Annotated in this window: 17 protein-coding genes and 1 pseudogene; 4 read left to right on the top strand and 14 right to left on the bottom strand. The window is 59.3% G+C overall.

The genetic code is table 11. The features are described 5' to 3' along the window. Positions 1 to 73 precede the first annotated feature (73 nt). Both RBH71_RS09700 and RBH71_RS09695 read left to right on the top strand, forming a co-directional pair. Positions 74 to 1,300 carry an NAD(P)/FAD-dependent oxidoreductase gene (locus tag RBH71_RS09700; RefSeq protein ID WP_111801357.1) on the top strand — a complete coding sequence of 409 codons (1,227 nt, stop codon included), beginning with the start codon at positions 74 to 76 and terminating at the stop codon, positions 1,298 to 1,300. Positions 1,301 to 1,450: 150 nt separating this feature from the next. Next, positions 1,451 to 1,951 (top strand): ferritin-like domain-containing protein, encoded by a 501-nt coding sequence (locus RBH71_RS09695; protein WP_004431986.1) that lies wholly within the window; start codon positions 1,451 to 1,453, stop codon positions 1,949 to 1,951. An 80-nt stretch (positions 1,952 to 2,031) separates the two neighbouring features. Here RBH71_RS09695 and RBH71_RS09690 read toward each other — a convergent pair. The 13 genes and pseudogenes from RBH71_RS09690 to RBH71_RS09630 all read right to left on the bottom strand — a co-directional run bounded on the left by RBH71_RS09690 (position 2,032) and on the right by RBH71_RS09630 (position 16,292). Next, positions 2,032 to 4,367, bottom strand: a pseudogene (locus RBH71_RS09690) (glucose/quinate/shikimate family membrane-bound PQQ-dependent dehydrogenase). A gap of 104 nt (positions 4,368 to 4,471) precedes the next feature. Next, positions 4,472 to 4,702 carry a hypothetical protein gene (locus tag RBH71_RS09685; protein WP_004431981.1) on the bottom strand — a complete coding sequence of 77 codons (231 nt, stop codon included), beginning with the start codon at positions 4,700 to 4,702 and terminating at the stop codon, positions 4,472 to 4,474. Positions 4,703 to 4,773: 71 nt separating this feature from the next. Continuing rightward, positions 4,774 to 5,061 carry a hypothetical protein gene (locus RBH71_RS09680; RefSeq protein ID WP_233284963.1) on the bottom strand — a complete coding sequence of 96 codons (288 nt, stop codon included), beginning with the start codon at positions 5,059 to 5,061 and terminating at the stop codon, positions 4,774 to 4,776. 152 nt (positions 5,062 to 5,213) lie between these two features. Continuing rightward, positions 5,214 to 6,257 (bottom strand): helix-turn-helix domain-containing protein, encoded by a 1,044-nt coding sequence (locus tag RBH71_RS09675; protein WP_050923926.1) that lies wholly within the window; start codon positions 6,255 to 6,257, stop codon positions 5,214 to 5,216. A gap of 117 nt (positions 6,258 to 6,374) precedes the next feature. Then, positions 6,375 to 7,160: a 3-hydroxybutyrate dehydrogenase gene (locus RBH71_RS09670; RefSeq protein WP_065663276.1), complete on the bottom strand. Its 786-nt coding sequence runs from the start codon at positions 7,158 to 7,160 to the stop codon at positions 6,375 to 6,377. A 4-nt stretch (positions 7,161 to 7,164) separates the two neighbouring features. Then, positions 7,165 to 9,120 carry an acetoacetate--CoA ligase gene (locus tag RBH71_RS09665; protein WP_323687265.1) on the bottom strand — a complete coding sequence of 652 codons (1,956 nt, stop codon included), beginning with the start codon at positions 9,118 to 9,120 and terminating at the stop codon, positions 7,165 to 7,167. Beyond that, a complete protein-coding gene (gene mmsB, locus RBH71_RS09660) occupies positions 9,117 to 10,001 on the bottom strand; it encodes a 3-hydroxyisobutyrate dehydrogenase (RefSeq protein ID WP_004431967.1) in 885 nt (294 codons plus the stop codon). Before mmsB ends, RBH71_RS09665 begins: the two co-directional genes overlap by 4 nt. A 13-nt stretch (positions 10,002 to 10,014) precedes the next feature. Continuing rightward, on the bottom strand, positions 10,015 to 11,610 hold the full coding sequence (locus RBH71_RS09655) for a GMC family oxidoreductase (RefSeq protein WP_004431964.1): 1,596 nt from the start codon (positions 11,608 to 11,610) through the stop codon (positions 10,015 to 10,017). 72 nt (positions 11,611 to 11,682) lie between these two features. Then, the gene (locus RBH71_RS09650; RefSeq protein WP_019566513.1) at positions 11,683 to 12,690 is read right to left on the bottom strand and encodes a branched-chain amino acid ABC transporter permease; all 1,008 of its coding nucleotides are present in this window, start codon (positions 12,688 to 12,690) and stop codon (positions 11,683 to 11,685) included. A 1-nt stretch (position 12,691) separates the two neighbouring features. Further along, positions 12,692 to 13,579, bottom strand: coding sequence for a branched-chain amino acid ABC transporter permease (locus tag RBH71_RS09645; protein ID WP_019566514.1), 888 nt, complete (start codon positions 13,577 to 13,579; stop codon positions 12,692 to 12,694). Between the two features lie 2 nt (positions 13,580 to 13,581). Further along, entirely contained in the window at positions 13,582 to 14,283 is a 702-nt protein-coding gene (locus RBH71_RS09640; protein WP_004431956.1) for an ABC transporter ATP-binding protein, read from the bottom strand. A 1-nt stretch (position 14,284) separates the two neighbouring features. Further along, positions 14,285 to 15,070: an ABC transporter ATP-binding protein gene (locus RBH71_RS09635; RefSeq protein ID WP_025595206.1), complete on the bottom strand. Its 786-nt coding sequence runs from the start codon at positions 15,068 to 15,070 to the stop codon at positions 14,285 to 14,287. 13 nt (positions 15,071 to 15,083) lie between these two features. Then, positions 15,084 to 16,292 (bottom strand): ABC transporter substrate-binding protein, encoded by a 1,209-nt coding sequence (locus RBH71_RS09630; protein WP_013762102.1) that lies wholly within the window; start codon positions 16,290 to 16,292, stop codon positions 15,084 to 15,086. Positions 16,293 to 16,524: 232 nt separating this feature from the next. On the opposite strand from RBH71_RS09630, the gene RBH71_RS09625 reads away from it, so the two are divergent. Together RBH71_RS09625 and RBH71_RS09620 are read left to right on the top strand one after the other, a co-directional pair. Then, positions 16,525 to 17,442: a LysR family transcriptional regulator gene (locus RBH71_RS09625; RefSeq protein WP_025595208.1), complete on the top strand. Its 918-nt coding sequence runs from the start codon at positions 16,525 to 16,527 to the stop codon at positions 17,440 to 17,442. Between the two features lie 134 nt (positions 17,443 to 17,576). Beyond that, the gene (locus tag RBH71_RS09620) at positions 17,577 to 18,599 is read left to right on the top strand and encodes an LLM class flavin-dependent oxidoreductase (protein WP_111801359.1); all 1,023 of its coding nucleotides are present in this window, start codon (positions 17,577 to 17,579) and stop codon (positions 18,597 to 18,599) included. A 143-nt stretch (positions 18,600 to 18,742) separates the two neighbouring features. On the opposite strand, the gene RBH71_RS09615 is transcribed toward RBH71_RS09620, so the two are convergent. Continuing rightward, entirely contained in the window at positions 18,743 to 19,861 is a 1,119-nt protein-coding gene (locus RBH71_RS09615; RefSeq protein ID WP_111801360.1) for a mandelate racemase/muconate lactonizing enzyme family protein, read from the bottom strand. Positions 19,862 to 19,966: the final 105 nt, after the last annotated feature.

The following is a 19,966-nucleotide window of genomic DNA, read 5'->3' as shown; positions in this document are numbered from 1 at the left end:
TTGTTCGCATTTTCCAGACGTAACCCGCCAGGCATTTCCACCGTAAATGCCCTGCACCTTTCAGGAAAACTCCATGCCCACATCGGAACTGACGAAGGAACGCGACCTCAGGGAATCGAAACCCCTTTGGGCCGACACGCCACGCATAGGCCTCCGCACCAGAAATACCCCGAGTTCCGACCATTACGATACGATCGTCGTCGGCGCCGGCATCAGCGGCGCGCTTGCCGCCCATGCGTTGCAGAGACCGGGGCAATCCATGCTGATCGTCGACCGGCGTGATCCGGTGATGGGCAGCAGTGTCGCCAGCACTGCGATGATACAGCACGAGATCGACACACCCCTGATCGAGCTCAGAAAGATGATCGGCAAGGATGCTGCTGATCGGGCGTGGCAGCGCTCCGCGCGCGCCGTGCTGCGGCTGGAGGAAATCGTTTCTTCGCTTGGCATTTCCTGCAGCATGGAGCGCAAACAGGCGCTTTATCTTGCCGGAGACGAGATGGGTTTGCGTGCATTGAAGGCCGAAGTGGCAGCGCGCGAAGAGGCCGGGATCGAAGCCCGCTTTCTCGACACCGCAAAACTTAAAAACGACTATGCGATTGAGCGGACAGGGGCGATCCTCAGCGATATCTCCGCTTCCGCCAATCCGGCGCAGCTGACGGCGGGCCTGTTGCGCCACACAGCAGGCGCCGGCGCGGAGATCGTTTCACAACTTGAAATCACCGATCTTCGAAATCTCGGTGACGAGGTGGTCGTCGCCACGGCACAGGGCAAAATCATTTCTGCACGCAATATCGTTTTCTGCACCGGATACGAATTCCTGAAATCGCTCGAAAGCCCGAAACACCAGATCATCTCCACCTGGGCGCTGGCGAGTGCGAAGGGTATCGATCTGCCGGACTGGCTGAGTAGCCATATCCTCTGGGAGGCTTCAGATCCCTATCTCTACCTGCGCACCGACCGGGACGGGCGCCTTATTGCCGGTGGTGAGGATGAAGAGAACTCCACATCCTACCTGTCTGAGAGCAAGCTTGCCTCCAAGGCGGATGCAATCAAACGCAAGATCGAAAAGCTTCTTGGCGTCGACATCGGCGAACCCGAATATCGCTGGGCGGCCGGCTTCGGCACGACCACCACGGGCCTGCCGCTGATCGGCGCGGTTCCCGGCATGAAGAACGTTTATGCCGTCATGGGCTTTGGCGGCAACGGCATCACCTTCAGCCAGATCGCCGCCGAGATAGTCGCCGCCGCCGTTAATGGTGGCAAGGATCCCGACGCCGATCTCTTCCGTTTCGACTGATGCCCCCTCGTCATCCCGTATGCGGCGGAGCGTCTGCTGGAATATAAAACGTTGCGCGCAACAGAGCCGGAACCATAGGGGCTCCGAAAGGTTTGTCTCCAGTGCGCAATGGCGTACATCACGCACTTTCACACCATGGGAGAAGAACCAATGGCCGAGAAAAAACTCGACGACCTGTTTTACGATACGCTGAAGGATATCTATTACGCCGAAAGGCAGATCCTGAAAGCTCTGCCGAAAATGGCGCGGGCAGCGACAGACCCGAAGCTGAAACAGGCCTTCGAAAAGCACAAAGAAGAAACGCAGGGCCAGATCGAACGCCTGCAGGAAGTGTTCGAGATCATCGGCAAGCGGGCGCAGGGTAAGACCTGCGAGGCCATCCAGGGCATCATTGCCGAGGGCGAAGAGATTATGGACGATTTCAAGGGCACCGCAGCTCTCGATGCCGGTCTCATTTCCTCGGCCCAGGCGGTCGAACATTACGAAATCGCCCGTTATGGCACCCTGAAGGCATGGGCTGAAAAGCTTGGACATGCCAACGCCGTTACCCTGCTGGATGCGACGCTGAAGGAAGAGTCCAAGACGGACGATGCGCTGAGCGCGCTTGCCAAGACATCGATCAATGCCGCAGCACAAAAAAAGGCGGCCTGATCGCCTTTTCCAACTGCACAAGCAAAAACCGGAATGGTCACCCATTCCGGTTTTTTTTGTTTGATTGGCTCCGCCTCGTTTTACGGCAGGGTATAGGCGATCACATAGTCGCCCGGCTTGGTTCCGACAGAGCCGTGACCACCCGCGACCATCACAACATATTGCTTGCCGCCATCCAGCGCATAGGTCATGGGCGTTGCCTGCCCGCCAGCCGGCAGACGTGCTTCCCAAAGCTGTTTGCCGGTGGTGAGGTTGTAGGCGCGCAGATAGTTGTCGACGGCAGCACCGAGGAAGGCCACGCCACCCTTGGTAATCATCGGCCCGCCAATGCCCGGTACGCCCACCTTGAAGGGCAACGGCAGCGGCGTCATGTCATGGACCGTGCCGTTCTTGTGCTTGTAGGCGATATCGCCGGTGCGCAGGTCGGCACCCGCGACATAACCCCACGGCGGTGCCTGGCAGGGGATTTTCAGCGGACCGAGGAACGGTCCCATGAAGACGCCATAGGGCGCACCGTCATTGCGGTTCAGCCCCTGCTCACTGCCCTTCTCGTCCTGGCCCTTCGGCGGGATGTCGGTGCGCGGCACGAGCTGCGAGGTAAAGGCAAGGTATGTCGGCATGCCGAACATGACCTGACGTTCGGGATCGACCGCGACGCTGCCCCAGTTGAACGTGCCAAAATTGCCGGGATAGATGATGGAGCCGTTCAGCGAGGGCGGCGTGTAGCGGCCCTGATAGTTCAGCTGATGGAACCGGATGCGGCAGGCGAGCTGATCGAACATGGAGACGCCCCACATGTCCTTTTCCTTCAGCGGCTCCGGCTTGAACGACAGCGCCGTCGTTGGCTGAGTCGGGGAGCTGAAGTCCTCAGGGATTGTACCGCCCGGTGCCGGTTCTTCCGTAATCGGCAGAAGCGGCTCACCCGTGCGCCGGTCCAGAACGTAGATATCGCCCTGCTTTGTAGGGCCGACGAGTGCGGGAACGCTTTGACCGTTCTTGGTGATGTCGAGCAGCACCGGCTGGGCCGGCACATCCATATCCCAGAGGTCGTGATGAACCGTCTGGCGCACCCAGCGATCCTTGCCGGTATTGATATCGAGCGCCACGATGGAGGAGGAATATTTCTCCACATTCTCGCTGCGACCCATACCAAGCTGGTCCGGCACCTGATTGCCGAGGGGTACGTAAACGAGGCCAAGCCCCTCGTCGTAGCTCAACACGGACCAGCTGTTCGGCGAGTTGGTAGTGTAGGTTTCGCCTGCGGCAATTGGCTCGGTCTTTTCCGGATTGCCGGAATCCCAGTTCCAGATGAGTGCGCCGCTGTTCACATCGAACGCACGGATGACGCCGGACTGTTCCTGCGTGGAGTAGTTATCGTTCACCGCACCGCCGATGATGATCTTGCCCGCCGCGATCACGGGCGGCGAGGTCGAATAATAATAACCGGCAGGATTGTATTTCATGCCCTGTTCCAGATGCAGCACGCCCTGATCCGCAAAGGATGTGCAGATCTGACCGGTCGCTGCATCAAGCGCAATCAGCCGCGCATCCGAGGTCGGCAGGTAAACGCGCTGGGCGCAGGCGGTGCCCTGTGCGGCATTGGGTTCGGCATAATAGGAAACACCGCGGCACGTCTGATGCTGGCGGTCCGGGTTAAGACCGACATTGGGGTCGTATTTCCATTTTCCTTGCCGGTGGCGGCATCGATGGCGATCGCCCAATTGTGCGGCGTGCAGATATAAAGCGTATTGCCGATCTTGAGCGGCGTTACCTGATAGGTGGTTTCACCCACATCATCCGGTAGCTTCACGTCGCCGGTCTGGTACCGCCACGCTTCCTTCAGCTGCGAAACATTATCGACATTGACCTGCGTCAGCGGCGAATAGCGCTGGCCATAAGGCGTGCGGCCGTATTGATGCCAATCGCCATCCGGCACGTCGCCGCCATAGATCGGAGCGGACGCCACCTTCTCCTCAGACAAGGACCCTGCCTGGTCATGCGGATCCTGCGCCATCGAATATCCCGCCACCACAATGGAGGCGAGAACGGAGAGCGCGAGTGGCCAGGCATTCGGGCCGTAATTCAGCCCTGTCGGGCTTGAAAAACCGAGAGGCTTCCTGACCCAGGGCACCAGCAACCACAGGCCGATAAGAATGACGATGCCACCCCGCGGCCCAAGCTGCCACCAGTCGAAACCCACTTCCCAGAGGGCCCAGGCGAGTGTCGCGACAATGAGGACGGCATAGACGTGGAGAGCTGCCCGGTTACGCTTGAACAGCAGAATGGCTGTCAACAGGAAGGCCATACCGGAAAGGACGTAATAGAAGCTCCCGCCCAACATGACGAGCTGAGAGCCGAAACCGAACAGCGCAAGGCCGATCAGCGATAGAATAACCGCAGTAACGGTGACTGCCATGAATGAAACCCCCGATTCCTGTCACTTTGCGTGAAATGGAATTGGGGGCAATCTGGTTCCATACAAACTCAACATTCACCGTGAAAAATTTCACGGCATGATGGTTATGGGTTTTGTGGCGCCGGCGCAGTCTCCGTCTGAGCGTTTTGCGGCCGGTTCTCGTCGGGTTCAAAAACCGCATATTCGACGACCGTCCAGACCACCAGCGCGAGAAGCAGACTGACAACCAGGATGACAAGAACCGGACGTCCTTTTACCCCTTGCCGCGCCCGCGTTGCGGTTTCATTTTTCGGATCATGCCGACCGCCAAGATAGCTGGTATTTTCTCTGGCCATGTCTCTCACTCCCTGTAACCCTGGTGATTTAATTCACAGGGACACAGTTTGTTCCAGACAGCAAAATCAGCTTAGCCGTACTCTGCGACCGCAAGTCTATCGCAACCGGCACCGTCGCACTCATCGACCGCACTGAAACTTTGCCCAATCCCCAGCCACGAGAATGGTGGCCGGCGATTGACGTCTTCGGTTTCGCACTGGATTTCCGGCGGGTTTTCAGAAATCGACAGCCACAGCGGTGGTCCCGCCGTTTCAAAGTCGCATTGGTCGCCGGCGGCTTCGAGGTATCTCGTCGTGTCGCGGCGACGCACCCGCCATACGGGCAGCATCTCCAGAAAATTGAGAATTCGTATCATCATGATTGTCAGGCGAAATATCTATTAAAAACAACGTCCGCACTGTGGCACGCCCGCCGCGCAAGCGCATCCCTGCGAAGGTACAAGCGGAACGAATGGTCGGATTGTGCCAACATTCCGTCATACAGTGTCAGATCGGCTTCGAAACAATCGCGTCAGCGACCGAGCTGCACGATCCAGCGTGTCCACTCTGCGCTATCCGGTTTGATAATATCCGGTATGGTATCGCGGTTTTCGGATGCGAAATGCCGCATCTGACGCGGCGACAGGCCGAAGGTCTTCTTGAAAACGCGGCTGAAATTTTCCGGGTTGGTGAAGCCATAGGACGCCGCCACCTCAGCTATCGTCATATGGGCCGACTGCGGCGCCCGCAGGAAATCCATTGCCCGTTCGAGGCGCCTATGGGTGATGCAGGCCGAAAACCCGCCCAGCGGTTCGAAAAGCCGGTAGACGGTGCGTCGCGATACGCCGAACTCGCCCATGACCTTTTCCACCGACAAGGCCGGATCGAGCAGGTGATTGTCGATATAGCGCCTGATGGATGCTCGCAGCGCCCGCTGAACACCCTGCGCATTGTCTTCCCGGACATGATTATTGATGGCAGCCGCGGCAAGCTCCAGCAATGGCGAGACCGTGGCCGCGCCGTCATTGGCGTTCATGACGTCAAAGTGGCGGTAAACGCTGGTCATCGTTTCCCGCAGCAGAGATACCAGGGGCAAACCGGCTGGCAGCACGCGCTCGTGATTATTGCCGGAACCGATGAGCCTGCCTTCCAGCAGCCGGCGCGGCACGACAAGGCTCAGATGATCGTGATCGGTTGTGGCTGTGGCCAGCGGCTGCGCCATGTCAATGATGTAGAGATCGCCCGGGCCGGCAGTCTCGCCCGCTCCGCGCCGCGACATGCTTTGGCCGCTGGCGTAAAATTGCAGGAGAAAGCCGTCCATCCCGTCCCGGGCAATCTTGTGGCGCGAGCGGTCGAAATCCTGCGCCGAGGACTGGGTGCGGCCAAGCGCGACATTGCCGATGAAGGCTGCATCGACACTGGCAAAAAACCCGTCATCCTGCGATCTGCGCAGGCGGGCATCAAAAAGCACGTTGATCGAATCCCGCCACAGCGCCATGGCGTCGCGCTTCGGCACATGGCGTGTATCGAAACGCGAGCGCGCTAACGGAGCTTCCGAAAACCCTGTGTTCATAATACCGCTGTTCCGTGAACACGGCGCTGACCCCGCCGCACGCAAAACTATACAGTATTGAAATCGCCCCACAATACCGGAAGGATAGCAGATCGTTCGCTTGAGCCGGATGCGCGAAAATTATTTAGCGGTCCAGCCGCCATCGATGGAAATGGTGGTGCCGGTGATGGAGCGCGCCATATCGCCGGTGAGGTAAAGCGCCATCTCCGCCACTTCCTCCGGCTGCACGAAACGTCGAGTCGGCTGCGGCGCAAGCATCACCTTCTTCACCACCTCATCCTCGCCCATGCCATGCAGGCGCGCCTGATCGGCAACCTGCGCCGCGACGAGTGGCGTCCAGACGTAACCGGGGCAGATGGCGTTGCAGGTAATGCCAAGTTCGGCCACTTCCAGCGCCACGCTTTTCGTCAGGCCCACCACGGCATGTTTCGTCGCCACATAGGGACCCTTGAAGGGTGAGGCGCGCAACCCATGCGCGGAAGCAATATTGACGATGCGCCCCCAACCCCTTTCCTTCATGCCCGGCAGGGCTGCACGGATCGTATGAAAAGCGCTGTCGAGGGAGATCGCGACAATATGGGAGAAATCGGCGAAATCGAATTCGTCGATCGGCGCGACCTTCTGGATACCGGCATTGTTGACGAGCACGTCGATATGACCGAATTCGGCAATGACGGTTTCCGGCAGATGTGCACTCTCGTCATAATTGGCGAGGTTGGCGGAAAAATAGACCGGCCGGTGCCGCGCCACCTTCGCAACCGCCTCCAGTGCCTGCGTCGCCGCATCCACGGTTTCTATGCCGTGGACGGCGACGAGAAATCCCGCCTCGGCAAAACGTGTGGCGATGGCAAGGCCAATGCCGCTGGTGGAGCCGGTGACCAGAACGGTTTTCGGTTGATCCTCCATCATCCTAATCCTTCAGTTGCGGCAGGTTGCGGAAAAGCTCGAGCGCTTCGGGATTGGCGAGCGCGTCGGTGTTTTTCACCGGCCTGCCATGAATGGTGTCGCGAACTGCGATTTCGGAAATCTTGCCCGAGCGCGTACGGGGAATGGCCGTGACGGCAATGATCCTTGCCGGAACATGTCGTGGCGTAGCACCCGAGCGGATGCGCGTACGGATGGTCTTTTCGAGGACCTCCGTCAGCGCTGCACCCTCTTTAAGGCGCACGAAGAGGATAACCCGCTGGTCACCGTCAATGTCCTGACCCACGGCAATCGCTTCCTCGACCTCCGGCACTGCTTCCACCTGACGGTAGATTTCCGCCGTACCGATGCGAACCCCACCGGGATTGAGCGTCGTATCCGAGCGCCCGTGGATGACATATCCGCCGGTGGCACGCATTTCGGCAAAATCGCCGTGCGCCCAGATGCCTGGGAAGCGATCGAAATAGGCAGCCTGATAACGAGAACCGTCCTCATCGCCCCAGAATTTGACCGGCATGGAAAGATGGGCATTGCGGCACACGAGCTCACCAGCCACGCCGCGAACGGGATGGCCTTCATCGTCCAGGGTATCGACATCCATACCGAGCATCGCGCCCTGCAGCTCCCCACGATGAACAGGTTGCAGCGGATTGCCGCCAAGGAAACAGGCGCATATATCCGTGCCGCCGGAAATGGAGGCGAGATGCAGATCGGCCTTCCAGTCGCGATAGATATAATCGAAGGATTGCGGGATGAGCGGCGAGCCGGTGGAAAGGATTGTCCGAAGGGATGAAAGGTCATGGGTTTCGCGCGGTTTCAACCCTGCCTTCAGGCATGCGTCGATAAATTTGGCCGATGTTCCGAAGGTCGCGATCCGTTCGGCGTCAATGAGATCGATCAGCCGCGCGGGCGACGGATAACCCGGGTTGCCGTCATAGGTGACGAGGGTGGCGCCATGCGCCAGGCCGGACACCTGCCAGTTCCACATCATCCAGCCGCAGGTGGTGAAATAGAAGAAACGTTCGCCTTGCCTGATATCGCATTGCAGCTTCTGCTCCTTCATATGCTGAAGAAGCAGGCCACCGCCGGAATGGGTGATGCATTTCGGCTTGCCGGTGGTGCCGGAGGAATAAAGGATCGCCAGCGGCGCCTTGACCGGCAGTCGGTTGAACGCGATTTCACCCGGCTCAAAGGGCGAAACGAAATCATTCAACGTCACGCAGCCGAGATCGGAAAGGCTGGCGGGAACAACGTCACCAATCAGCACAATCTTTTGAGGTGCAGCGCTTTCCACCACCGCGCGGATGGTCGGTCCGACATCGATCCGCTTGCCGGCATAACCGTATTCCGGCACGGCGATGAGGATTTTCGGATCGATCTGCGAGAGCCGGTCGGACGCCCCCGCCGGGCCGAAATCCGGTGAACAGGACGACCAGATGGCTCCGATGGCGCTCGTTGCCAGATAACCGACGATCGCCTCGATATCGTGGGTGACGATAGCGCCGATACGATCGCCTTCCTGCACGCCTGCGTGGACAAGCGCCTGCACCATGCGGGAGACATCCGCATAAAGCTGCCTGCGGCTGATTTCACGCCGCGTGCCATCATCGCGATGGGCGATGATCGCCAACCGTTCATCGGCATCGCGCAGCAGGTTTTCGGCATAATTGAGCCTCGCGCCGGGATAAAACTCGGCTTCCCGCATGGTCGCGCCAGGCTTGAAGGCCCTTTCGCCGCGCGTGCCGATGATCCCCAGCTCGTCCCACAGGGCATTGTAAAAGGCATCCGGTGCCTCAATGGACCAGCGCAGCAGGCCGGAATAATCATCAGCCGAAAGCCCATGCAGCGATGCGGTCCTTGTGGCAAAGGCAAAAAGCGCCGAGTGCTCCAGCCTTTCCGTTGGCGGTACCCACAGAATATCCGACGGCGTGGCGTCCATCATGCCTCGCCTCCGCGTAGCATTTCGACGATTGCGGAGAAATCACGCGCGCCACCGCCCTCACCCACGAAGTTCTCATAAAGCGTCGATGCTGCGGCGCCAAGTGGAGTGGCAACGCCGGCTCCACTCGCGGCCGCCTGCGAGAGTAGCAAATCCTTCAGCATCAGCGCCGCAGCGAAACCCGGTTGATAATCATTGTTCGCCGGTGATGTCGGCACTGGTCCCGGCACCGGGCAATAGGTGGTGAGCGACCAGCATTGACCCGATGAGGTGGAGGCGACATCGAACAGCGCCTGATGCGAAAGGCCGAGTTTTTCGCCCAGCACGAAGGCCTCGGAAACCGCAATCATGGAAATGCCGAGGATCATGTTGTTACAGATCTTGGCCGCCTGGCCGTTGCCGCCCTTGCCGCAATGGACGATCTTCTTGCCCATGGCTTCCAGCACCGGCTTGGCCGCCGAGAAAGCCTCGGCCTCTCCGCCACACATGAAGGTCAAGGTGCCGGCACTGGCACCGCCCGTACCGCCAGATACAGGCGCGTCGACGGAGGGGCAACCGGCGGAAGCGGCAAGCTCGTGTGCCTTCAGGGCACTGTCCATATCCACCGTCGAGCAATCGATGAGAAGCGTTCCGGCAGCTATTTTCTGCACCAGATCACCATATACCGAAACAACATGTTCCCCCTTCGGCAGCATGGTTACGATCACTTCTGCCGCATCAATGGCTTCGGCAGAATCCAAAGCGACGGGAATTCCGGCCTCCCTCGCCGCCGCGCGGCATGCCTCGGAAAGGTCGAAACCCCTGACGGCATAACCGGCCTTGACGAGATTGGCGGCCATCGGCAGGCCCATATGGCCAAGTCCGATAAAAGCGACGGTCTTCATGGGAACGCTCCTCTTAGCGATTATCCGCAAGGATCATGTCGGCAGCCTTTTCGGCAATCATGATCGTTGGCGAATTGGTATTTCCGGACGTGATCCTCGGCATGATGGAGGCGTCCGCCACACGCAGACCTGCAAGCTTGCGGAATTTCAGCCGCGTATCGACAACACTTTCGGCATCGGAGCCCATGCGCAGGGTGCCGACGGGGTGGAATATGGTCGTGCCGATATCGCCCGCAGCGCGGGCCAGATCGTCGTCATTCTCAAAAGTGGGGCCGGGCCGGTATTCCTGCGGTTTGAACCGCGAAAAGGCGGGCTGGTTGACGATGCGGCGCGTCAGCCGCATGGAATCGATGGCTACCCGGCGGTCGCCTTCCGTCGACAGATAATTCGGTCGGATTTCCGGCTGCATGGCGAAATCCGGTCCTTTCACATGCACTGAGCCTCGGCTTTCGGGCCGCAGATTGCAGACACTTGCCGTAATGGCCGGAAAAGTGTGAACCGGATCACCAAACTTGTCGAGTGACACCGGCTGGACATGATATTCCAGATCCGCCGTCTCCTTTTCCGGAGAGGAACGGGTGAAGACACCAAGCTGGCTCGGCGCCATCGACATCGGCCCGGAGCGGGTCAAAGCATATTCGAGGCCGATCCTTGCCTTTCCGAACAGGGTGGAGGCCCTCTCATTCAGCGTCAGGACGCCTGAAACCTTATAGACCATGCGCAATTGCAGATGATCCTGCAGGTTCTCGCCCACACCTTGAACTTCCGTCACTGTGTCGATACCGGCGGCCTGCAACACGTCGCCGCGGCCAACGCCGGAAAGCTCCAGAATGTGCGGTGAACCGACTGCACCTGCCGAAAGCACCGTTTCGCGCCGTGCACGCATCTTTTTCAAGACGCCGTCGTGGTGAAACTCGACGCCGGTGACCAAGCCCTCTTCGACAATGAGACGCTTGACATGGGCCTTGGTCATGACTGTCAAATTCCGGCGGCCAAGCGCCGGTTTCAGAAAAGCCTTGGCCGTGTTCCAGCGCCAGCCCGACCGCTGGTTCACATCGAAATAACCGGCCCCTTCATTGTCGCCCCGGTTGAAATCTTCGGTCGCAGGAATGCCGGCCTCACCCGCCGCCTGCTGAAAGGCATCAAGCACATCCCAGCGCACGCGCGCCTTCTCCACCCGCCATTCGCCGCCGGTGGAATGCATGTCGCCCTTGCCGCGATAAAAATCCTCCGACTTCAGGAAATAGGGCAGGATATCATCCCATCCCCAACCCTCGCAGCCAAGTTGACGCCAGACATCGTAGTCGCGGGCCTGACCGCGCATATAGATCATGCCGTTGATGGAGGAGCAGCCGCCGAGAACCTTGCCGCGAGGATAGATCAACGACCTTCCGTTAAGCCCAGGTTCTTCCGCCGTCTTGAAACACCAGTCGGTGCGCGGATTGTTGATGCAATAGAGATAACCGACCGGAATATGGATCCAGTGATAATTATCGTTGCCGCCCGCTTCTAGCAGCAGGACGCGATTGTTCGGGTCTTTCGAGAGGCGGTTGGCGAGAACGCATCCCGCACTTCCCGCTCCGATGACGATATAGTCAAATTCCGCCATGCTATTCTCCATGGGGCGCCCTTGCCGCGTCGCCCCGGACGCGGAGGAGCCTTCCCCCTGTTTCAAAAATTCTTATCCCCGGTGCTGAAAACCCAGTTTTCGCCCGAGCCGCGAAGCGTAAAATTCACCGATCAGGCCGCGCCGGAACACCAGAACGCAGGCCATGAAAACGAGGCCGGTGATGATGGTGACCGGGAAATCGGATGTCGCGAGATAGTTCTGCAGCGCGACGACAAGCCCCGCACCGAAGATCGGGCCGATCATGGTGCCAATACCGCCAAGCAGGGTCATCAGGATAACCTCGCCCGACATCTGCCAGGCCACATCGGTCAAGGTTGCGAACTGGAACACCAGCGCCTTCAGGCCGCCCGCAAGACCGGCAAGCGCCGCCGACATGACGAAAGCACCAAGCTTGTAACGCTGCACGCTGTATCCAAGAGAAATGGCGCGCTGCTCGTTTTCGCGGATGGATTTCAGGATCATGCCGAAGGGCGAGTTGACGAAACGCCAGATGACGAGAAGTGCCAGCACGAAGGCGGCAAGCACCGTGTAGTAAATGTTCAGCGGCGCGTTGAGATCGAGAAGGCCGAAGAGGTGTCCACGCGGCACGCCCTGCAACCCGTCCTCACCATGGGTGAAGGGTGCTTGAAGGCAGAAGAAATAAAACATCTGCGACAAGGCAAGCGTGATCATGGCGAAATAGATGCCCTGCCGGCGAATGGCGAAAAAGCCGATGACGAGGCCAAGAAGGGCGGCACCCGCCATGCCAATGAGGAGGCCGATCTCGGGCGTGACGCCCCATTCCTTCACCGAATAGGCGGTGAAATAGGCAGCGCCGCCGAAAAATGCCGCATGGCCGAAGGAAAGCAGGCCGGTGTAACCGATCAGCAGATTGAAGGCGCAGGCAAACAGCGCGAAGCAAAGCAGCTTCATCAGAAAGATCGGATAAACGAACATCGGTGCAGCGATCAGCACGGCCAATCCTGCCAGTATCAGCACGGTCTTGATGGTTCCAGCGGTTGCGGAAACCTCGGCCTGCGGCATCGCGCCGGCTGTCGGGTTGTGAGTGGCTTTGGACATATCAGGCGTCCTTTCCGAAAAGTCCGGCGGGGCGGATGAGCAGCACAAAGGCCATGATGACGAAGATGACAATGTTGGACGCTTCCGGGTAGAACACCTTGGTCAGGCCTTCAGCGATACCCAGCATGTAGCCGGTGACGATGGCGCCCATGATCGACCCCATGCCGCCGACCACGACGACGGCGAAGACGACGATGATGAGGTTGGTGCCCATCAGCGGTGAGACCTGATAGATCGGCGCGGCCAGCACGCCGGTGAAGCCGGCAAGGCCCGCGCCCAGCGCGTAGGTCAGCGTCAGGAGCACAGGCACGTTGATACCGAAGGCCTGCACCAGTGTCGGATTTTCCGTCGCCGCCCGCAGATAGGAGCCGAGCCTCGTCTTTTCGATCAACGCCCAGGTGGCGATGCAGGCGACAAGCGAGATGACAACGACGAAAGCGCGGTAGTTCGGCAGGAACATGAAACCGAGATTGGTACCGCCGGCAAGCTCGCGCGGAACCGAATAAGGCTGACCCGCCGCACCATACAGCCAGCGGAACGTGCCTTCCACCACCAGCGCCAGGCCGAAGGTGAAGAGCAGCCCATACAGCGGATCGAGATCGTAAAGCCGCGACAATAGCAGGCGCTCGATGATCGCGCCGAAAAGTGCAACGACAAGCGGCGTCACCAACAGTGCCCACCAGAAGCTGATGCCGAAATATTGCAGGCCGAGAAAGGCGACGAAAGCGCCAAGCATATATTGGGCACCATGGGCGAAATTGATGACGCGCAGGAGGCCAAAAATGACGGCAAGGCCGAGCGACAGGAGCGCATAGAACGACCCGTTGATGAGACCGATCAGCAATTGCCCGAGCAGGGCCTGAAGCGGAACGCCGAAGAGCATCGTCATCGTTAAACCCCCAGCACTTTATTGAGTTCGCCCATGCGGCCGGAAAGCTCGCCCACCGGAAAATTGCTGACCATCTGGCCATGATCCATCAGGTAGAAACGATCCGCGATGCGGCTGGCGAAGCGGAAATTCTGCTCGACCAGAACCACTGTCATGCCACGACTTTTCAAGGTCTTCAGCACCTCGCCGATGCGCTGCACGATTACAGGCGCAAGCCCTTCGGTCGGCTCATCGAGCAGGAGAACCTTGACCCCTGTGCGCAGGATGCGCGCCATGGCCAGCATCTGCTGTTCGCCGCCGGAAAGCTTGGTGCCGGGGCTCGCCCGGCGTTCGTAAAGATTGGGAAACAGCTCGTAGATTTCATCGAGCGTCATGCCGCCGGATGCGACGACGGGCGGCAGTTTCAGATTTTCCTCGACGCTCAGTGTCGCGAAGATGCCGCGCTCTTCCGGCACGAAACCGAGGCCGTATTTCGCCGTGCGATGCAACGGCACCGGCATCAGATCCTTGCCGCCGAGCTTGATCACGCCCTTGCGGTTGCGGATGATGCCCATGATGGTGCGCAGCGTCGTGGTCTTGCCAACCCCATTGCGCCCGAGAATGGTGATGGTTTCGCCTTCGCCGACGGTCAGATCGACACCGTGCAGCGCCTGGCTTTCGCCGTACCAGGATTTCAGGTTGGAGACTTCGAGCATTGCCGCCATATCACGCCTCCTCCGTGCCCATATAGGCCGTACGCACGCGCGGATCGGCGGATACGGTGGCGTAATCGCCTTCCGCCAGAATTTCGCCCCGCTGCAGCACCGTGACCTGATGGCAGATATCCGCCACGACCTTCAGATTGTGTTCGACCATCAGCACCGCGCGCGTTTTGGCCACTTCGCGGATGAGATCGGCGACATGCGCGACATCCTCGCCCCCCATGCCCGCCATCGGCTCATCGAGAAGCAATACCTTCGGGTCGAGCGCAAGCGTGGTGGCGATTTCAAGAACGCGCTTGCGACCGTAGGAAAGATCGGCCGCAAGTGCATTTTTTTCCCGTGTCAGGCCAACCGTTGCGATCAACTCCTCGGCACGTGCATTGAGCCTGTCGAGTGAAGAGAGCGGCAGCCAGAATTGCGTTGAAAGGTTATTCGGCCGCTGCAACGCCACCCGCACGTTCTCAAGAACCGTCAGATGCGGAAACACCGCCGATATCTGGAAAGACCTGACGAGACCGAGCCGCGCCACCTTGTCCGGCGGCGTCTTTGTTATATCCGTTCCCATGAAGGTGATCGCCCCGCCTGTCGGCTGGAGAAACTTGGTCAACAGGTTGAAGACCGTGGTTTTGCCGGCGCCGTTCGGCCCAATAAGTGCATGCACGCGGGCATGATGGACGTCGAGATCGACGTTTTTCACGGCCGCGAATGCGCCAAAGGTCTTGGAGAGACCGCGCGCCGAAAGCACGACGCGGGGTTCCGCCTGACCGGCAGGGGCGGGAGCGATCATCATGAAGTTCCCCCTTTTACTGCGTTACCAGCGGGCAACCGCTTTTTGCGGGGTCCATGAAGGCTTCCTTGCCGGGGATCGTGGCAAGCACCTTGTAGTAGTCCCACGGCTGCTTGCTCTCATCCGGCTTCTTTACTTCCATCAGATACATGTCGTGGATCATGCGGCCATTGGCGGCCACATGGCCATCCTTCGAGAAGACGTCGTTGACAGGCATTTCCTTCATGGCCTTTGCCACGGCGTCAGCATCGTCGGTGCCGGCCTTATCGATGGCCTTCAGGTAATGCAGCACGGCGGAATAGGTACCAGCGTGGACCATGTTCGGCATGGCGCCGGTGCGTTCCTTGAACCGTTCGCCGAATTTGCGCGATTCATCGTCGCGGTCCCAATAGAACCCTTCCGTCAGCGTCAGGCCCTGAGCCGCTTCGAGACCGAGGCCGTGCACTTCGGCAAGCGTAAAGAGAAGGGCCGCCAGCCGCTGCCCGCCCGCAACGATACCGAATTCAGCGGCCTGCTTGATGGCGTTGGAGGTGTCGAGACCGGCATTGGCAAGGCCGATGACCTTCGCGCCTGATGACTGCGCCTGCAACAAGAAGGAGGAATAATCCGTAGAGGCCAGCGGATGGCGCACGGAACCCAGCACCTTGCCGCCATTGGCCTTGACGAAGTTGGACGTGTTTTCTTCCAGCGAATAACCGAAGGCGTAATCCGCAGTCAGAAAGAACCAGCTGTCGCCACCCTGTTTCACCAGCGCACCGCCGGTGCCGACTGCCAGCGAATAGGTGTCGTAGGCCCAGTGGAAACCATAGGGGCTGCACTGCTTGCCCGTCAGTTCCGTGGTCGCAGCGCCCGTGTTGATGGTGATCTTCTTTTTGTCCTTCGAGAGAGCCTGCACGGCAAGGCCGACCGAGGAAGAGGTCAGTTCCATGATCGAATCGACCTGTTCGGTGTCGTACCACTGCCGGGCGATGTTGGAGGCGACATCCGCCTTGTTCTGGTGGTCAGCCGTTACCACTTCCACCGGCGCGCCCAGCACCTTGCCGCCAAAATCCTCGACCGCCATCTTCGCGGCCTCATAAGAGTATTTACCGCCGAAATTGGCGTAGACGCCCGACTGGTCGTTCAAGATGCCGATCTTGACCTTGCCGTCCGAAATCTCGGCAGCGTAAGCGGCGGTGCCTGCCGCCAGTGCCATGGCCGTGGATAAAACGATACTCTTGCGCATGACTTCTCCTCCCAGAGATGATTGCGAGCCTCAGATAGGTCTGTGCAACGGTGAACGAAGGCGCATGGCGATCGTCCCACGGTATTGCACCACAACGGTCGCGCCACCCTCCTCAAAGCAGCGCCTCCCTATGTAGACTTCTCGAATTCGGCCGTTGACACAAGAGCGGGGCATCATCAAATTGCGAACAGGAACTGTTCATTTTTGAACAGACCTGGCAATGGAGACCGAATTGGCCACGCCTTTTACCTGGGACGACCTGCAATATTTTCTGGCGGTGGCCCGCACCGGGCAACTTTCATCGGCAGCGCGTAGTCTGCGCACCAGCCACGCCACCGTCTCCCGCCACATCGACCGGCTGGAATTCTCGCTTAAAACCAAACTGTTCGAGCGAAATCCACGTGGTTACGAACTGACGACGGTCGGGCGGCGCCTGGTCGATACCGTCGAGCGCATCGAGGCGGAAGCGGAAAGATTGCAATCGGATATTTCCGAAAGCGGCAGCCTGCTGCGCGGCGTGGTCAGGCTCAGTGCGCCTGAAGGTTTTTCCAACTTTTTCTTCGTGGAAAGGCTGAAAGACTTCGCCGTCACCCATCCGCACATCATGGTGGAGATGGTTACGATCCAGCAGATCATGGCATTGTCGAAGAAAGAAGCGGATGTGGCGGTCACACTCGATCCGCCGAAAGCAGGCCCCTACATCAACGAACAGATCGTCGATTACACGCTGCATATCTACGCATCGCGTTCCTATCTTGCCAGCCACCCGAAAATCACCCGGCGCGAAGATTTGCCCGATCATTTCTTTATCGGTTACGTGCAGGATCTCATCTTCTCGCCGGGCCTCGATTACATGCGCGACGTGATGCCCGGCCTCCGGCCTAACTTCCAGTCATCAAGCATTTTTGCGCAGTTGACTGCAACGCTGAGCGGACGTGGCCTTTGCATATTGCCCAACTTCATCGCCGCGCGCTTTCCGGACCTGCAGATGGTGCTGGCAGGTGAAGTGGAACTGCGGCGGGGTTACTGGCTGACAAGCCATCAGGACCTTGCCAATGTGCCGCGCGTGCGCTCGCTGATGGATTTCATTCTCACGACGGCGCGCGCCCACCAAAATCTCTTCATCCTCGACCGCAAGACGATCGCCTGAAACAACCGTCGTTCACATTTCGGCGACACCGTGTCTACGCGTGGCGGATTGGAGAATCCGCACTGCAGCCTATATGACTGACAATAACGATGCCGGCTCAAGTCAGCTGCAGCCTAAACATTTGGAAGGTCATCATGAAAAAGATCGGATTTCTATCCTTCGGACACTGGACGCCCTCGCCCCAGTCGCAGACCCGCTCTGCTGCAGACACCCTGCTGCAATCGATAGACCTGGCCGTTGCTGCGGAAGAACTCGGCGCCGACGGCGCTTATTTCCGTGTCCACCACTTCGCCCGCCAGTTGGGATCACCTTTTCCGCTGCTTGCCGCCGTTGGCGCAAGAACGAAAAGTATCGAGATCGGCACCGGCGTCATCGACATGCGTTATGAGAACCCCTTTTACATGGTGGAGGATGCGAGTTCAGCCGATCTCATCGCCGGCGGACGCCTGCAACTCGGCATCAGTCGCGGTTCTCCCGAACAGGTGATCGACGGCTGGCGCTATTTCGGCTACCGCCCTGCCGAGGGCCAGACCGAGGAGGACATGGCGCGCCAGCACACCGAAGTCTTCCTCGAGCTTCTGAAGGGCGAAGGTTTCGCCGAGCCGAACCCTCGGCCGATGTTTCCCAACCCGCCCGGCCTGCTGCGGCTGGAGCCGCACTCCGAAGGGTTGCGCGAGCGCATCTGGTGGGGTTCCAGCTCCAATGCGACGGCGGTTTGGGCGGCAAAGCTTGGCATGAACCTTCAAAGCTCCACCCTGAAAACGGATGAGACCGGCGAACCCTTCCATGTGCAGCAGGCCGAACAGATCCGTGCTTACCACGCCGCATGGAAAGAGGCTGGACACGCCCGCGAGCCTCGCGTGTCGGTCAGCCGCAGCATCTTTGCCCTCGTCAACGATCGCGACCGGTCCTATTTCGGTTACGGCAACGAGAGTGACGACAAGGTCGGCTATATCGACGACAAGACCCGCGCGATCTTCGGCCGCAGCTATGCCGCCGAGCCTGAAGCGCTGATCGAACAGCTGAAAACCGACGAAGCTATCGCCGAGGCCGACACGCTGCTTTTGACCGTGCCGAACCAGCTGGGCGTCGACTACAACGCCCATGTGATCGAGACGATCCTAAAACAGGTGGCGCCCGCACTCGGCTGGCGCTAAGTCTGGCAAAACCTTCATCATGCCCACGCCGTCACCCCGGATTAGATTCTGGGTGACGGTGCGATCCAGTCTTTGATAGCGCACGATTCCTTTGACGGCGCCGGCGCCCCGTGGCCGATGCAATCCGGGCTGAAGCCTCTGGTTCATTTCACCGCTTTGCCGTAGCGGGCGATGCTTTCGGCTAAAGGCGTGGTGCTGGCGCCGGGATGCTCCGGGCGCTTGTAAACACCATCGCGAACATGGATCGGCTCTTCGAAATGGTCCTTGATCCACGGAATATATTCGAGGATGGTCGATGCCGGATGCCAGTAACTCAGATGCACATGCACCTGGCTCATCTCACCGGCATGCGGAACGACAGGCAGGCGATTGGCGAGCGCGAGGTCAGCTACCTGGATATATTCGGTGATGCCGCCAAGTCGGGTTACATCCGGCTGGACATAGGCAACCGCGCCCGCATCGATAAATGACCGGAACGCATCCACCGTATAAAGCTGCTCTCCGAGAGCGATGGGAATGGATGTGTTGCGTGCCAGCCGCGCGTGGCTGGTCACATCGTCGTACCAAAGCGGTTCTTCGAACCAATAAATATCCAGATCCTTTGCCGCCGCGCAGAAGCGCTGGCATGTCGGCAGATCCCACTTGCCGTTACCATCGATAGCGATGCGTATCGCGGAGCCGAGACGCTTGCGCACCGCCGCGAGGCGTCCGATATCAATATTCGGATCATCGTGCCCGACCTTGATTTTCAGGCGGGTAAAACCTTCCTCTTCAACTGCCCTGGCGCTGCCCGCCAGCAGATTTTCGAGATTGAAGGAAAGCCAGCCTATATCGGTATTGTAAGCTTCGACCCCTGTGGTGCGCGCGCCGCCGAGGTATTGCCAGAGTGGCACGCCCGCCTTCTTCGCCTTCAGATCCCAGAGCGCCACATCGACCGCAGCCAGCGCCAGATGGGTGATGCCCGCGCGGCCGACCCATTGCAGGGACGGATAACGGGCAAGTTTTGTCCACAGCCGCGAATGTTCGGATGCATCCTCGCCGATCAGCAGAGGCGCATAGCAATCGCTGATGCAGGATGTGATCAACCGGTCGGACGGCAGGTGCGCATGGGTACCGGTGAAGCCGTATCCCTCAAGGCCGTCACTCGTCGTAATTTTTGCGCCGACGACGCCCCAATGGGTGATGCTGTGGGTGGAATCGGAAATGGATTCCGATGTCAGCGGCAGATGCAGGATGAAAGGTTCGACAGCGGTTATTTTCATGATCGGTCAATTCCTCGACGCTTGAGCAGCCTTTGGGGAGGAATAAACGGAAGTTCCGTTCTGATCGAAGCTCCACCAATCAACCAGTGGAATGTCGCCACTGCC

Source organism: Rhizobium sp. AN68, assembly GCF_030758035.1.
In the GTDB taxonomy this organism is placed as follows: Bacteria; Pseudomonadota; Alphaproteobacteria; order Rhizobiales; family Rhizobiaceae; genus Agrobacterium; species Agrobacterium tumefaciens.
The sequence above is the reverse complement of the archived record's forward strand: the minus strand, read 5'-3'. Positions and strand labels throughout refer to the sequence as shown.